Source organism: Bradyrhizobium monzae (assembly GCF_021458635.1).
Classification (GTDB): domain Bacteria; phylum Pseudomonadota; class Alphaproteobacteria; order Rhizobiales; family Xanthobacteraceae; genus Bradyrhizobium.
The window spans coordinates 16,344-31,883 of the sequence record NZ_JAIRDQ010000013.1 but is presented as its reverse complement, the minus strand read 5'-3'; the positions used below and the strand labels follow the sequence as shown (position 1 = coordinate 31,883).

General features: G+C 57.7%; 12 protein-coding genes and 2 pseudogenes. 5 read left to right on the top strand and 9 right to left on the bottom strand.

Annotated features, from left to right (window positions below; all coding sequences use genetic code 11):
• The first annotated feature begins 168 nt into the window (after positions 1 to 168).
• Both K3F49_RS33250 and phnF read left to right on the top strand, forming a co-directional pair.
• On the top strand, positions 169 to 1,659 hold the full coding sequence (locus tag K3F49_RS33250) for an alkaline phosphatase family protein (RefSeq protein WP_234685108.1): 1,491 nt from the start codon (positions 169 to 171) through the stop codon (positions 1,657 to 1,659).
• Between the two features lie 22 nt (positions 1,660 to 1,681).
• On the top strand, positions 1,682 to 2,416 hold the full coding sequence (phnF, locus tag K3F49_RS33245) for a phosphonate metabolism transcriptional regulator PhnF (RefSeq protein WP_234685107.1): 735 nt from the start codon (positions 1,682 to 1,684) through the stop codon (positions 2,414 to 2,416).
• Positions 2,417 to 2,800: 384 nt separating this feature from the next.
• Here phnF and K3F49_RS33235 read toward each other — a convergent pair whose 3' ends face one another.
• The 5 genes from K3F49_RS33235 to K3F49_RS33215 all read right to left on the bottom strand — a co-directional run bounded on the left by K3F49_RS33235 (position 2,801) and on the right by K3F49_RS33215 (position 7,309).
• Positions 2,801 to 4,138, bottom strand: coding sequence for a CapA family protein (locus tag K3F49_RS33235; protein ID WP_276575440.1), 1,338 nt, complete (start codon positions 4,136 to 4,138; stop codon positions 2,801 to 2,803).
• Between the two features lie 96 nt (positions 4,139 to 4,234).
• On the bottom strand, positions 4,235 to 5,320 hold the full coding sequence (locus K3F49_RS33230; protein WP_234685105.1) for a hypothetical protein: 1,086 nt from the start codon (positions 5,318 to 5,320) through the stop codon (positions 4,235 to 4,237).
• Positions 5,321 to 5,355: 35 nt separating this feature from the next.
• Positions 5,356 to 5,604, bottom strand: coding sequence for a hypothetical protein (locus K3F49_RS33225; RefSeq protein ID WP_234685104.1), 249 nt, complete (start codon positions 5,602 to 5,604; stop codon positions 5,356 to 5,358).
• A 133-nt stretch (positions 5,605 to 5,737) separates the two neighbouring features.
• Positions 5,738 to 6,829 carry a hypothetical protein gene (locus tag K3F49_RS33220; RefSeq protein ID WP_234685103.1) on the bottom strand — a complete coding sequence of 364 codons (1,092 nt, stop codon included), beginning with the start codon at positions 6,827 to 6,829 and terminating at the stop codon, positions 5,738 to 5,740.
• Positions 6,830 to 6,832: 3 nt separating this feature from the next.
• The gene (locus tag K3F49_RS33215; RefSeq protein ID WP_234685102.1) at positions 6,833 to 7,309 is read right to left on the bottom strand and encodes a hypothetical protein; all 477 of its coding nucleotides are present in this window, start codon (positions 7,307 to 7,309) and stop codon (positions 6,833 to 6,835) included.
• A gap of 79 nt (positions 7,310 to 7,388) precedes the next feature.
• Between K3F49_RS33215 and K3F49_RS33210 the strand changes: the two genes are divergently transcribed.
• A complete protein-coding gene (locus K3F49_RS33210; protein WP_234685101.1) occupies positions 7,389 to 7,724 on the top strand; it encodes a type IV secretory system conjugative DNA transfer family protein in 336 nt (111 codons plus the stop codon).
• A gap of 21 nt (positions 7,725 to 7,745) precedes the next feature.
• Positions 7,746 to 8,177 (top strand): annotated as a pseudogene (locus K3F49_RS39735) (TraM recognition domain-containing protein); the annotation flags it as partial.
• On the opposite strand, the gene K3F49_RS33205 reads toward K3F49_RS39735, so the two are convergent.
• Positions 8,064 to 9,482 carry a hypothetical protein gene (locus tag K3F49_RS33205; RefSeq protein WP_234685100.1) on the bottom strand — a complete coding sequence of 473 codons (1,419 nt, stop codon included), beginning with the start codon at positions 9,480 to 9,482 and terminating at the stop codon, positions 8,064 to 8,066. The pseudogene K3F49_RS39735 and the gene K3F49_RS33205 overlap by 114 nt on opposite strands.
• A gap of 85 nt (positions 9,483 to 9,567) precedes the next feature.
• Here K3F49_RS33205 and K3F49_RS33200 point away from each other — a divergent pair.
• A pseudogene (locus K3F49_RS33200) lies at positions 9,568 to 10,639 on the top strand (IS630 family transposase).
• A 29-nt stretch (positions 10,640 to 10,668) separates the two neighbouring features.
• Here K3F49_RS33200 and K3F49_RS33195 read toward each other — a convergent pair.
• The 3 genes from K3F49_RS33195 to K3F49_RS33185 form a co-directional block, all read right to left on the bottom strand.
• A complete protein-coding gene (locus K3F49_RS33195) occupies positions 10,669 to 11,988 on the bottom strand; it encodes a hypothetical protein (protein WP_234685099.1) in 1,320 nt (439 codons plus the stop codon).
• 104 nt (positions 11,989 to 12,092) lie between these two features.
• On the bottom strand, positions 12,093 to 12,671 hold the full coding sequence (gene rpsE / locus K3F49_RS33190) for a 30S ribosomal protein S5 (RefSeq protein ID WP_234685268.1): 579 nt from the start codon (positions 12,669 to 12,671) through the stop codon (positions 12,093 to 12,095).
• Positions 12,672 to 13,909: 1,238 nt separating this feature from the next.
• Positions 13,910 to 15,181, bottom strand: coding sequence for a hypothetical protein (locus tag K3F49_RS33185; RefSeq protein ID WP_234685098.1), 1,272 nt, complete (start codon positions 15,179 to 15,181; stop codon positions 13,910 to 13,912).
• Positions 15,182 to 15,540: the final 359 nt, after the last annotated feature.

The following is a 15,540-nucleotide window of genomic DNA, read 5'->3' as shown; positions in this document are numbered from 1 at the left end:
GGGGGCCCGCAGACCTGTGGACGGCCCTCACCGAGAGCAGATAGCTGACTTATATGACAGAAATAACACAGTTGCCTAGATACCTAGGTACCTAATTTTTAGCTCGACCTGCTTTTTTTGGAAGTCTATGGAGAGAGCAATAAGGGCCGCAACAAGAGGCATGCGCGAATGAAATTCGTAGTCGTGGTATTCGACGGGCTACGTCCCGACCAACTTGCCGAGAAAGTAACTCCCAATCTTTGCGCATTTGCGAAACTGGGGCTCGTTCTCGGTGATCATACGGCGTCGTTTCCAAGCGAAACGCGCGTATCGTCGGCGGCGCTCGCGACAGGCAGCCATGCCGGCCGTCATGGAATCGTGGCGAACAAATTCTTCGCCAATGGAGCCGCGATCGACGGCGCGTCTCTCCCGGCGCTTCTGTCTCTTGGAAGTAGGCAGGGCGGTGTCATGACCTCCGTCGCGATTGGAGAGGTTTTGGCCAAGCATGGAAAGACGATGCTTGCCATTGGATCTCAGTCGCAGGGCTCATGGGGCCTGTCCAACTGGGGCAATTGGCAAACCGGCGGGCCTGCGTATTGGGTTCACGATGCGCAACGTTTTGGAAGCAATCCGATCATCCGCGGGATTGCGTCCCGCTTCCCGGAGCTTCCGACTGCAGAACAGCCAGCATTGCAGACGATCAAACGTGTTGTCGACGGCTTTCTGTCCTACGTGACAAGCGAGGTGGTTCCCGAACTCACGCTCCTTTGGCTCTCCGAGCCGGACATCAGCTACCACATGTTCGGATTGGTGCATCCCAGCGCACGACACGTTCTTTCCAAGGTCGATCAGGAGTTTGGACGTATCCTCGATTGGTGGGAGGGCACCAGGAGAAGCGATCGGGTTCAACTCATCGCAGCTTCAGACCACGGTCATGCAATCATCGGCAAGAATGTCTGCGTTGCCGACTATCTTGGCAAAGCAGGATTCAAGGTCGCCGACACGTTAGAGGCGGGCGCCGACGTCGTTGTCAAGCCGCAACGCGCAGTCAATCTATGGGTCCGGGATCAGGATTTGGGACTGCTCGGCGAGATCCATGACTGCCTTTCCGCAGCACCTTGGTACGGGGTCGGGTTTTCGCGAACGATGGCCGGCGAAATTCCCCGCATCGTGGGCACACTTCCCCATTCGGCCGTGATGTTCGAACATGCGAGAAGCCCAGACTTATCATTCGTCCTTGGCGACTGCGCCGCGACAGACCCCGACTGCAATCCTGAGGCCGTGTTTTATGACGGCTCCTACCCGCTCGGCGTAGGAATGCATGGCGGTCTTACCTCCTATGAACTCTCAGCCCTCGGCATCTTTGCTGGGGATTGGTTCCGCCAAGGAACGCTGACCACTCCCACGGGCATTGTCGATCTCGCGCCAACTATACTAACTGGTCTTGGCCTCCCGATTCCGGTCACAGTCCAGGGGCGGCTGATCGAGGAAGCCCTTCTCAGCTGCGAAGGGATGCCGTCTGATCATGTCGAAGATGTCAGCGTGTCAGTTAGCAATTCGGTTCGCTCGGCCAAAGTTCGCAGAGACAGCTATGGCGGGCACCTCTATCTAAAAGGAACCGACTATCAATGGTTTAGGAGTCTCGGCAACGGCGACCAATCGACCGTTCATACGCGTTGAGCTAAACAAAAAGAGACAACTGATGTTTCAGGGAAAACGATGGGAGTTCGTCAGAGCGAAGATCGAGGCGAATATCGCCTCGAACAATTTTGCTCCTGGTGACAAGCTGCCGAACGACATCGAACTTGCCCGACTATACGGTGTTAATAGACACACTGTTCGATATGCCATCCGAGCACTTGAGCAAAAGGGCATCCTTCGCGTGGAGCAAGGACGAGGGACTTTTGTCGTTGAAAACACGACCCCTTACCTGCTTTCGGCCGGCACCCGCCTCACCGACAACCTTGTCGCGCACGGTCGCCTGGCCCGTCGTTCCATTCTTTCATCGGAGACAATCGCTGCGAACGAGCGTCTGGCAAAGCATCTCCACCTGAAGGTAGGCGATGACGTTCTTCTGATGACAACTTTGAGCTTCCAGGACGAAATCCCGATCGTGATCGCGCACAGCTATTTTCCGGCGGAACGTGTACCCGGGCTGTTGGATGAATTCTCCGGAGTCAATTCGATCTCGAAGGCTTTAAAGCGCGTCGGCGTCGCAGCTTATTCCCAGCAATGGGTCCAGATCAACGCGCGGATGCCGACAGAAGCGGAGGCGCGCCTTCTCGGGATGTCGATGGCTCAACCCGTATTCATCAAAGAGAACTTGGACTGCGCTAACGGCACGCCAATAAAATTCGGGGAAAACGTACTCTGCGCGTCCAGGATAAGCTTTTTCATCGATTTCAAGAAAATGCAGAAGGGAACGGCGCGTTCATAGCTCACATGAAAATTGGAAGCCTCCAGCAACCGCTTTCTGGCACGCGATATGGACAGCGAAGGCCCAGAGGCTCTCGCTTGCGGTTGAGCGAACCGACGGGTGGTTTGCCGGCCTAGCAGACCGTTGGGCAACAGATTGAGTCGAGCGGCGTCAACGGCGTTGGCAATGCGCATATGGCCTCTCCGATCTCGACGGCACCGACGAGGCGTTGATAAGACGCGAGCGGCGAAAAATGCACCACAACGTTCGGCACGTGGGTGGATCCGCGGTGAAGTGCGTGCGCTGCCGTTTGAGGTAAGGCTGTCGGCCAGACCCAAGATCAGCCGTCAGCCGGTCGGCGAGTTCGACCGGCTTCATCCTTCGGGGCTTTGCTGAATGCAGGGCCTATTCTGTCGCAGCCATCCGGCCCAAGCACCGCCCGTTGCGGCGATCGATCTCGACCATCGTCCCAAAGGGACGCGACAAGCTGTCGAGCCGCGAGAGAATGCGAGCGCCTTGCTCTGCATCCGCTAGCATCGGCGTTCCTCGGTGGCTTCTGGGAAGTCCGTATCCCATTGTGATGGGATGGAGCTCCAACTTGGCAAGTTGGCCGGCAGCGAAGTTGAACTGGCCCACGACAGATTCCCAATAGTGCGGCTTGATCTCATAGCCTGGCATAACGTCATAAAGATCGGCAGGTGTCGATGACAACGGCATGCCCTGCTGCTCGTAAAGTTCGATTGGAAACGAGGCAGTCGCCAAATTGTGGATGAAGTTGCCCAGCGAATAGCAAATCGGGCGCTTGCGATAGAGTTCGATCCCACGCAATGTGTGAGGCCCATGCCCGATAATGGCATGGGCACCCGCATCGATGAGCCGACGCGCAAGCGGCTGCATGAATTCGGCAGGAAGATCCGTGTTCCAGCCCCCCTGCAACCCCTCGTGACAGTGAAGAGCCACGACGACAAGGTCGGCCATCCGACTAGCCTCGGCGACTGCGCTGACAAGCGGTTTTACGTCGCGTTCCAGAACGTCCGTTTGTATCCGCGGATTATCATCGGCTACGAAGTGAACGCTCTCTACGGCTATGCCGCCCGGCGGCGGGGGATCATAGACGTTGCGATCGGGGTAGGCGAAATGGCTTCCCGGAGCCCTCGTTCCGGCCGGTTCGATGTTCACGCCGGTCTCGGCCAGCATTTTACGCAATGTTCCAAACTGTTCTGTCTTGACGTAGTGGGTCTTCTGCAAGCGCAACGGCGCAATGCCAGGCCGGCCGTCGTCGCCGATCCCGGCATCGGCGGCGACCGACAACCTGGCGTTACTCGATGCTGCTGCGATAAACGCTACTTGACCGCCTGCTGTGTGGAAGTAGCAGGGTTGCCGAGCCTCTCGCAGGGTTCGCCCCGCGCCTGCGTATCGCATGTTTCTGCGCTCCAATGCCTCCAAGGTCGCAATAAGGCCATTGGTACCGTAGTCTGTGGCATGGTTGTTTGCGATCCCATAAAGGTTTACGCCCAAGAACTCGAACTCTGCGAGCAGGCTGGGATTTGCTCCCAGCGGGGTGCCGTGAAACGTCGTCGACGGTTGACGGCCAGGTCCTGGAAACGACATCTCAACATTGGTGATAGTCACGTCTGCGCTTCTCAGGAGCGCGATGAGGTCTCGGAATGCAGCGTCCGGTGTTGCGGAAATCGCTCGGGTCAACATTGAGTCCCCGGTTGCAAGGAGACTTATATCGGGCATCGGCGGACTTCCTTTCTTTGTTTTGGCAGGACCGGGCGGCCGCGCTCCGTCCGAGCCAGCCTTAACTTGTCAATATAACAAGAACAATACAGGCACCTAGGTACCTAGCATCAAACGTGCATGCGCGTTAGATAGTCGCGACAGCAGCCCACCATGTTCCCGAGCGGGGTGAGCGGCAGCATAAATAATTGGGTGTATATGGCTGGCGCGAGAACCTGCCAAACGAAGCATCCGGCGAGCAAGCACAGTGTCAGTAAGCGCATCCCGAACCACTCTAAATCGATCGCTTGGTAGGGTGCGGTGCGTCCCCCTGTTGAGGACAGGGTTGCTGCAAAGGTCGCGGATGCGCTCTTGCGCGTGGGAAAATACATCGTTGATTTCAAAGATCACGAAGCAAAGGCCGAGTATCGCAGACATGGCGCCTTTGCGCGTAAAGCCCGGGGCGCCATACAACGTCGCGTACGCAAGCGTCACCGCAATGATATCGGCCAAGACCTCCTCGTTTGCAACGATAGCGTCGTCCAGCCTGAGCCGAGCAACGATCTTCGCGGTCTGACCTTCAGCCACCAAGTAGTGACCTAGTTCGTGGCAGATTAAAATCAGCCGCACGATCTGCTCAAGCTCCTGCTCAAGGATGATATCCCCGATCGCCCAGCTGCTATTCAAGGAAAAGTCCGAGTCTCTTTCAAAAAACGCTGCAAGTTGCGGATCTCGCGCATGCAACATGCCCTTTGCGAACATCGGATGAGGAGGCCCGCCGTCAGAGAAGCAAATGGAACAGCGCATTGCTCCAAGATCGATGCGCCTGTTCACGATCATCTGCTCAGACGTATAGGCGTAGGCAAGAGGTGGCGCGGGCAGATAAGGGATGCAATGTTGGAGTATCGATGCTGTTGCCACGTATAGGTCAACTGCGCCTTCATCATGGATAACGATGCCTGGCACGCCGTGCTCGTAAAATGGGCTTCGCGCAAGCGTTGAAACGACAAGAAAGTCCGGAAGTGGCAAGCCAGACGGCCACGCACCTGCTAGCACCGTGGCCAAAATATGAGGAAACGCTTCGGCCGCAGCGACACGGTTGAGGCATGGAATGGTCGGCGGCGCAATTTTGTTCCGCAGAATACGTTGCAGGAAGGGATTCGCATCGATGGACGGCCGGGCGACCTTAGGCTTTTCACTCATCCGGCTTGTCGATGGTTTTCTTCACGTCTCGCAGATCAAGCAATTTGCGCAAGCGACCGCCGACCAATTCGTAGAGGCCAGTGCCCCGACCAAGCAGGTATCCCACCCAGCAATGAGAACGCATTCAGATCAACGTCTTTCAGCGGCAAAAGGACATCGAGAACGACGTTTCCGGTCGCATTTTTGGGTGTCGTCATCTGAAGGGCCTGATGCGAGAGGCCAACCTGACCGCACAGTGAAACAAATTCGTCCTGAGAAATTCCTTCGACTCGAAGCTCCGTCATTGTCCCTCCAGTCTTTTCCGCCTGAGACAGCTGCTGATACTGTGGCCAATTGCTAAGCGCGCACGCGGTTCGAAAGCCCGCTCGTGCAAATCCGCAAGAGCCAAGGCTTGGCTGACTTTGGCTGTCAATGCCATCACACGAGTACGACAATCTTTCCGTCGACTTCCCGAATGGTAGGAAATCCGGTCGCGGCCTCAAGCGCTTTCGCTTGCCGCAAAAGCTCCTCCAGATCAAAGCCGCGCGCTCTGGCGAGCTCGGCGATTTCGGTCTTGTCAGGATTCACGGAGCTGACTACGCCCAAAAAGGACAGGCCCCGGATGAAATCGCCATCGTTGTCGCAGAGTCTGAAAAAGCCTCCGCTTGAAAGCTTCTGGGCAGCTTCGTTCCATCGATCATCCTCGATCGGAATAGTCGTCAGCCAGCGATAAAGTTGCTCAATGCCTTCCGGCGCGGTCTTTTTTGCCTGAGCGCGGACGATCCTGATCGCATCGTCTGCGACGACAATTTCGAGATTTGCTTCCTGCTCCTCGATCATCTTCAGATCCCTCGCACGGGTTCCGAACAGCAAAGTCAGTTGTTTCTTCTGTTCGTCGCCGAGCTCGCCATCGAAGTTGACGTAAACGACTTCATGCTCGCGAATAATGGTGGACGCTCGGGCGTGGTCGTTGGGAAGCAGATAGAATTCAAGCGAGCCGCTGGCTGTGCCCTCCCTCACGCCTTCCATCGCTGAGGCGTTGAACGTCGGAACTTTGTGCGGTAGGCCGCTATCTTTCGGCCACACGGATACTCGGTCATGAATGTTCACTTCGATCTCTGCTTCGAGACTCCCAAGGCAGAGAAGCTGCCGTTTCTGCAGGCGCTGTGCATCCAGCTGGCACATCAGTCTCTGAACAAGGTCCGTCTGTTCGGTATCGGCCACCTCGCAAACAAGTCTTTCGAGTTCCTCGACTCCCTGTGCGTGAAGTCGAGCATCATTGCAAAGCCCGCCGGGCAGAGGATGAAGAAGGTTGATGGTCTCCTGCGTGGAAGGAACGGTTCGCCCAAAATGTTTCTCGAATTCATGGAGCGCTGTGTCCCAATCGAGTTTCAAAAGTTGTTTCAACCGGCTCAGGAAATAGTCGGCAATGGCATTGGCAGCCTTGTGCTCGCTCCTGCTGCCATCGAGAAGCACGGCAATGAACCCATAGTCGTCGTAGAAATAGGACCGCACGAAATTGCTGAACAACTCTTAATCGTTTGCTCGCCATGAACTTTGTCTGGCTACGCGCCAGATATTCTTGAGCGCCAAGTAGCCTGGCAAATGCCCGCCGTATCGCATCGGAAACCGGCCCGCGAGAACATTTTCCCGCCGCTGCGTCAGATCGGGATCTTGCCGCGCGCGGAAAAGCAACGAAAACAGGTAGAGATTTGCACCGTCCGCTCGCGTGACCTCGTCCGATGTCCTGGAGCCGTCCAGACCACCGAAATTGAAGAACGTCGACATCATCGGCGTCGTCAAGACATCGGAGCGCCCGGGTATGGAATCGAGTTCGGAAAAACAGGCCAGCCCCTCCGAAAGGGGTCTTAGCGACTCCATGGTCACTTCCTGACGCAAGACATCTTCAAGCAGGTCCCAGTGATCGTCATGAGGCCTCGTTCGAAGATGCGTCGCGCGACGGTAAGCGCGCATGCGCAGCAGCGCAAGAGCGGTGCCGAGCGGGGACATGAAGCAGGCATGATGCGTGCCCTCATGCAGAAACGTCGGAGCGCTCGGGCATTCTTAGCAGCATCGAGCGCGATGGAGCGTGGATCGACAGCCCGCCTATGGTTTCCGTGCTGAAAGGGCGCCGGGCCTTGATCTTTCCAACCCGGCGATGCTGAGCGGACGCAAATACTTGGTCGTGTTGCCGCCCGAATACTTTATGACGCACCGCGCCTGGTTGCGCCTCATGGTGACTGCTTTTGGCGATGCCCTCAAGCGCGCGCGGTCTGATTCCAAGCTTCCTCAAGCCAAGCGCTGGCGGCATATCGTGATCGATGAGTTGCCCACGCTGGGCGAGGCGAGTTTCATGCTCAATGAGGTCGCGGTCGCGCGCGGCTTCGATATCAAATATCATTTTGCGGTGCAGGACCTAGCCTAGCTTCGGCGCGAATTCAAGGACGGCTGGGAAAGCTTCGTCAACAACACGTTTCAGCGCTTCTTTGCCGTCAGCGATCTCTTCACCGCCGACTACGTCTCGCGCATGCTGGGCGCATCGACGGTTGAGCGTGTTTCGCAGAGCTACAGCGAAAGCTCTTCCGAGGGCCATAATCAGGGTATGAGCCGCTCGACCTCCGAGGGATTCAGCACGCCTCCGGGACTCTTTCGTTCCAGTACCGCGACCGGCGGCACAACCGAAACGATGTCGAGCGGCTCCTCCCATCCTCGCGCCGCTCGATCTGCACAACACGTTCATCTAACGGTCGCGCCAAAAAAGCTTCTAGCTCGTTGCTGTGCTGAGGGGAGCGAGCGAAACCGTCGGATCTCCAATTATGACAGTGGTTTGCCGGTCCATCCCGACCAGCTTGCAGTACCTCGTCCGATCTTGAAGTGACGCCGGTTGGCCTTTGGCGTTGGCGACACCGTTCGACCAATCAGCGAAATAGGCTCCCGCCTCTCTGTATACCTGATCGAGCACCCAACCGATCGGATTTCGCGCGTAGTCCTGGTAAAGTCTGTTGTAGAGTGCGGATACGAGTTGGCGTGTCACAATCTGTCCGTTCAGCGTGTCTCGCAAAGTCCAGTCGAAGGTCGGTTCGACGTGACCGACGAAGGCGCCGAGCGGCTTTTCGGCTCCCAGTAGCGCTCGCGCGAGAGGCGCGACGATCGCGCCGGCACCGGCGGCGATGCCGCGAAGCAGGTCGCCAATATCCGTTCCGGCCGGGAATAAATCCTGGTAACGCGACACGCTGTCTGATCCCGCGGAGCAACAAGCATGGGCGTACCAAATGGCTCCATTGGGATTCCAAGCCATCAGATCGGCCGGTTGAATAACGGAATAGTCGCAGTCTACTGGACAGCCCAACTGAGCGGAAAGCTGCGCGCCGTTTCCGAGGGGCCCCGTCATTCCATGACTCGTGGTAACAACCAAGCCAGGCGTCAGCTCCACCAGGGATGCGACAAGATCCTTCGCCGAAGCACGGTCGTCACACAGAAACTTTCGCTTGGAGAGTTCTGGATCGGATTCGAACTTTTCCCAGACCTTTCCACCGATGGCGCGCGCCATCAGCCTCGTGATATCCGCACCGCCGTGGTCCACGCTCCAGACGAGAGGTGCACGTGCATCGGCAAGTTGGCCGCCCCAATTGCCGATCAACGCATCGACGTAATTTTCGAGCGCCCGCCCTTCTAGATCCAATCGACCAACGTACGTCGACATGTTCAGTGCGTACTGAACCGACCAGGGAATCTGGCGAGGCGGCGCGTAGATGAGCAGGTAATGCGGAATGCAATCTGGTCCGATGCCGTGATTCGGCGATTTGATTGATAGATCGTGGCTGTAGCCACCCTCGTAATACCGCAGCAGGAAATCTTCCACTTCCGGGCGCCACCGCAGCACGACCGCCCCATTGCGGCTATCAACCAGTCGACCGATCGCGGCAGGCGCATCGACGGCCGTCGACCGCTCCTTCGGAGACAGCGTCGTATTCTCAGGTAGGATCAAACCCCAACCGACGTCCGGACGCCTCCAATCACGGTATTCCACCGCCCGAGGCGCAGCGAGCGTCTTGATCGAAGCCACTTTGAAATGGTGCTGGACTTCCCATGGTGTCTCGGCCGGCAACGGTGATCGGAACGTTCTGGTGCCGTCCCAAGCATTCACGGAAACAAATTTCGGACGAATGATCGAGTCCGTCATGCCACTCCTACCTCTTCGGCCTTGGCCGATGGTCGACGCGCTAGTACCCACTATTCCTGAAAGTTGAGTCGTGATTCAAGGGTGCATGAGCAGCATCCCTGAAGCGACAGCGATTAGCCTGACGAAGGAGGAGCGCGCCGAGCTTGAAGGCTTGGCGCGTTCGACGAAGACGGAACACCGGATGCGCCAACGGGCGCGGATCGTGCTGATGGCAGCGGACGGTGTGGCCACGCGCGCGATTGGCCGTGCGGTCGGCTGCACGACCGGCACGGCCTCGAAATGGCGAGTGCGCTACGCCGAGCGACGGCTTGGCGGCCTCGACGAGACGGGCGATCGGGGCGCCGAGCCAAAAGTACACGGCAGCGACCGATAAGCGCATTCTGAGGCTGTTGGATCAATCGCCGCCCCAGGGCTATGCCCGCTGGTCTGGACCGCTGCTGGCCGCGGCGCTCGGCGATGTCGATGTGCAGTATGTCTGGCGCTTCCTGCGCGCCCAGAAGATCGATCTTGTCGGACGAAAGTCGTGGTGCGAGAGCAACGATCCGGAATTCGCTGCAAAGGCCGCTGACGTGGTTGGGCTCTACATGGCGCCGCCAGAGAACGCGATTGTCATCTGTGTCGATGAAAAGCCCTCGATCCAGGCGCTGGAGCGTGCGCAGGGCTATCTGAAGTTCCCCAACGGCCGGGCGCTGACCGGTCATAGCCACGACTACAAGCGGAAGGGCACCTCGACATTGTTTGCTGCTTTTGAGGTCGCCACCGGCAAGGTGACGGCCGCTCACAAGATGCGTCGGCGGCGCGTCGAATTCCTCGATTTCATGAATGACATCGTCGCCCACCACCCCAACACGGCGATCCATGTCGTGCTCGACAACCTCAATACCCACAAGCCCAAAAATGACCGCTGGATCAGGCGTCATCCGAACGTGCACTTCCACTTCACGCCGACCCGGGCCTACTGGCTCAACCAGGTGGAAATCTGGTTCTCGATCCTGCAGGGAAAGTCTCTCAGTGGCGAATCCTTCACCTCGGTCAAACAACTCAGAGCCCACATCGATGCGTTCATCGAGGCCTACAATGCCGACGCCAGGCCATTCGTTTGGACCAAGTCTGAGGTTCACCAGAAACGCCTCAAAGCCCGTTTCGCGGACCAATGATTCCGGGTACTAGTTCACTGCAGCAAGCATTACGTCATCTGCGCGCGCAGTGCCCAGGCGGTGTAGACGTTGGCCACGCCGCCGTGCCCATCGATCCTCCGTCCCGCTGAGCCGTCGAGCCCGACGATCAATGCTGTTTCGTCGACGTTGTGCGGTTCGCCCACGTTCGGAATAGGATCCAGGAGCTGTTCTCCCGAGGTGCGCGGTCCGTAACCTCCGAGTGCGGCGTAGTTGTTGGGAGGCGCACCGGCGGAAGTTTTAGAAGCCGCGCTCCGTATCTCCCCTACATCCTTCCTCCTCGCCATGGCGTGATGGTAGACGCCGTGGAGGGGAAAATCGTGAGCACTATAGGTGCAAAAAATCGGTCTTTCGACCATTGCGAACGCGGTGCGGTACGCCCCCGGTCCGTCGCGTCCAGGTATCGTATCCGCGAAGGCGAGGTGCGATATCGCAGGTTGCAGCAGGAGGATCGAACCGATCTTGCGGGGAGGAGGATTGTTCTCGGCGAGGGCCGACAGGAGCACCTTGCATCCGAACGAATGGCCCACCAAATGCAACGACGCCTTGGTCCTTCCGAGGATGTCGGCGACCAGAGAAGATACGCCCTTGGACCCCACCGTTCCCGCGCGCCCCTTCATGAGATAGAGGGACGCCAGCCGGAGTATGTTCTTGGGATCCAGACTGTACCCGGCAGCGGCGGCCTCACGCGGCTGGCGGGTTCCCGGTCCATCGACACGTCGGATCCGGTCGATATCGTCATAATCCTCTCCAGGCTCGAGCTCTTCGATTGCCTTGAAAGCTTCAAGCATGTTCGCTTCGTCGGCAGCGGCGACGGGAGGTCCCTCGTCGTTACCGGTCTGCAAGATCCCAGAAAGCAACCGAGCAAGATCGCGCGCATCCTGCAAGTTCAACGAACTCGATCCGATTAGTCCGTGAAATCGTGCGCGATCGGTCGGATCAGTTATCGTGTCCGCGATCGATTTTGCGGCGCCATCGAAGGCTCCAGTCGGGTCCGCGGACATCTTGGGACCCTTCTCGAGCGGCAGCCATATGCTCGGCCAAGTCACGCCGATGAACATAGGCTCACCTCCCTTGAGCGGATGCTTCTGCTGGACCTTTTCGAACTCGACGAGAAATCGGCGGTAGAGATCTGTGGCGTCGTTGAAGTCGTTGTTCCACCCGTGAGAGAACAGGATGACCGGGCGATCACCGGAGGCCGCGACGGCATCGATGCAGGCTTCGCGTGTCTCGGGGGAACAACAGCTGCCATCCTGATCGTACCTCACGATCCAGGTTTGCATCGTCACGTCCGGGAGAGGATATGGTCCCGCAGCGCTAACTTCGGTCATGGCACCCTCTCAAACTGAAGATGAAGCGTTGACGCTACGGTACCAAGCGTTTCTGTACGAAGGGAACGGTGGATCCGTTGCGCGCCTTGTCAGGCGTGATAGTGCTACTCTGCCGCCTGCTGCCAGTCTTGGCCATCTTGCATTCGGCCTCTAATGACTGACTCTTTGATATTTCGGCGCGCAGCCACCGATCGCGGCGACTCCTGACGTTTCAGTGCGTTGAACGTGGCCCGAACCATGTTGTAGGGATTCGACGAACCTATCGACTTTGCCACAACGTCTTGGATGCCGAGCGTCTCGAACACGGCCCGCATCGGTCCACCGGCGATGATACCCGTACCGGCGGGCGCCGACCGCAGGTACACTCTGCCGGCTCCGTGACGACCGGCAATGTCGTGATGCAACGTGCGACCCTCGCGCAACGGTATGCGCGTCAAGCTGCTTTTCGCCTCCGCTGTGGCTTTCCGAATCGCTTCCGGAACTTCACGCGCCTTGCCGTGGCCGAAGCCAACCCGGCCTTTTTGATCACCGATCACGACCAGCGCTGCAAACCCAAATCGCTTGCCGCCTTTGACGACCTTCGCTACTCGATTGATGTGAACGAGCTTGTCGACGAAATCATCGTCTGGCTCATTCCTCCCGTCGAAACGATCTCGCTTTTCGCGCTTGCGAGTGCCGTCAATCCGATCGGGGTTCACCCGTTGCTTGGACACAGGAGCGGGGGTGGACTGTGGGCGGACGGCCGCCGGCCCTGCATCGAGTCGTGCGGCAGCTTGCTCCTTCTCAGGCCTTTTTTCCGGACTTGCAGCAACTGTTTGGCGAGAAGCGAAATGATCTTCGATTAAGTTAGGCTTTTTTTTTGAGCCGCTTCCACCGACCGCTTTGCTATCTGGTTCGGTCGGGGAGTTCCCTCGAAATACGTTCACGTCTCCTCGCCCGAAGCTGGCTCGGACACGCGTGATGATGGAACGGGCCGCCGCAAGTGCCTCCGCGGCCTTGCCGTCCGCGCGGAACAGGTCGGCAAGAGCGTCAATGTTCGCGTCCAAGACTTCCATCGTGCACGCATACCGGGGTGGAGTTGCCGCGAGATTTATCACAGCCTGCTTGGCAGCCGAGTACGCCAGCTCCCGATTGTCCGTGTTCATCATTTGGATCAGCGCAAGGCAGATCTCCGCGTCGGGGCTTCTCGACGAGGCTCTCATCAGAGCTTTGACCACCTTAGAACGATTGGATTCAGTTCGATCGGGATAGAGAATTATGCTTTGACCGGCGGCAACGACCCAATCGATCCTATCTTCGTTCTCCGTGCATCGACTCACTACCTCGACAGCCGCGACCTCAGCAGCATCCGAAATTCGTATGCGCCGGAATGCCCACAATGCTGCCGGAAACGTGAAGTTAGTCAGAACCCGGGGACATAGATAGTCTCCCGTCTTGCCCTTCAGGATGTCGATATAGACGACGATGTTCGCGTCTATCGGAGCGAAGATCTTCGGTCCCTTTTCGTTCGAAACCTCGAAATATAGATCGGACAGACCGTTGGGAATTTCGAACTTGATGCATTTTCCCGCCAGCCGGCCGAGCTCCAGGTCCGATGGCTTCCCGTCGATCCAGACACGATAGTCGTGGCTAGGCTCGTACGCCTTCTTGTTCTCGGGAAGTGCGGGTAGCCAATCCGCATCTGTACCGACTACGCTCCTGCAAGCCTCGTAAAAACTTGTCTTGTAGACGTCGCTTCTAATCTTACCCTCTCGTCGCATGCCATTGGGAGCGACGACACGGATAGGGGCTTCCATTGAAAACCACGCAGGAAACTCATCGCTCGTTTGAACGATACGCTTTTGCGCTTCTCCGTCGCTTCCGACTGTCTCGATGAAGAGAAGCGGAGGAGGAGGAAGAGACTCGGATGTGGCTATCGTTTTCATCGCGCGACAGTCACCTGCTGATGTGGGATCGTGATGGTCTCTCCAAGCGGCTTCCGATAGCTACCGCTACCGTCGCGGACGTCAGCATTGAAGTCACCGCGCGGCACGATGAATTCGAACGTGGACGGCTGCGAGCTCGGCACCATCACGCCGTGCGCCGGGACCGCCGTCGCTATCGAAGTCAAAGAACAAGCGGTCGCGCCTTGCGACATGACGTCGACCGCCGACTGCGGCGTCAAACTGTGTATCATCGGGGCGAACCTTCCCGCATAATCCACAAATACCATATCCTTGTCGTCGCCGTTGGCGACCGGCCTGCCAATGGCGTGCATCCACCTACAGACTAACGCTCTCGAACCCTCTTCGATACGGTGCATTTTGACGTCGTGCCGCCCTCGACCTGGAACATAATCCGCCCCAAGCCCTTCAAAACATTTAACAAATGCGTTAGTAGCGACCGGGCCGCCCGAAAAATCGAGGTCAGCCGCGCGATCGCCGAAATGGCGCATGTCGTCCCAGATGCCAGGACTCCCAGGCGCGACCCCGTAAACGACGGCCGCCTGTTTCCTTTCCGGCCACACGGTGCCGTCGAAGGCTGATTGATACAAGCCCTCGCTGGGTTGGGAGACTCGACAACCGTCGACGAAGCAGAACACCGGCTTTCCCCGAGTTCTTTCGTCAATTCCAACGATCGTAGTATTCCAGTTAATGCCCTCCCTTCGGTTTTCCAGCTTGTCGTCGGTGAACAATATTTGAACACCTCCGCCCTCTTGCATGCCTTCGGCATAGCCGTGACCAACCCAGTGAATGATGCCCGCTCCATCCTTCTGTACCCGAGCGCACCAGTTCTGGATGGCGCGGCGAGCGTTAGCCCAGTTTGGATTTTCCACGGTGTGGGTGCCGGATGGGACCCGAACCGTTACCGCGCCGTTAGGTTCGCGGCTGTCGCTGGCGACCAGGTCGATCGTGCCGAGGGACATTCCGTGCGCGAGTGTTTCATCGTCATGCCGGATCCAGAAATCGACCACGCTTTGACAGAACGCCTGAGCGTTGAAAAGCGGGGCATCCTTGTCATCGCCAACGACGACAATAAGGACGTGGAGCGGCCGTCGGCCTTCGAAAACGTTCTTCTCAAAAATGATCATGACAAACTGACTGACGCACCGAAACTTCTTGCCGCGTGGATGCTGGACCAATAATGGATAGAGATCGATCGGAGGGATTTTGCCGGAGAGGCGACGTAATGGGTCGCACGTCAGCGTGGCCATTCGGAAAGCCTCGAAGCCTCGAATCAAGCTGTGCAAAGCGTACATCTCAAGTCGCAAAGCACCAAGTCTCGTGGCCGTCCTCGCGATTGAGCGTTGGCTTTCCCACAGCGAAATAGGCCGCGGACCGACTACGCACGAACCAATTGCATCACCTCCCCGACACACTCATATCACAAAACCCTTAGAAACAAGCCAGTTTTTGGCCTCAACGGCGTTTTTTTGGCAGATCTAGCGCCAGCCTAATAACTCTGGCTCTAGCCGTCTGAGCTCGCTTCTATGAAGACCCAATGCGAGGAGCACCCCTGCCGTTTCAACAGAATGGCTTCACAGCGGTAGCCCGCTGAATGCCTTCCATGCGC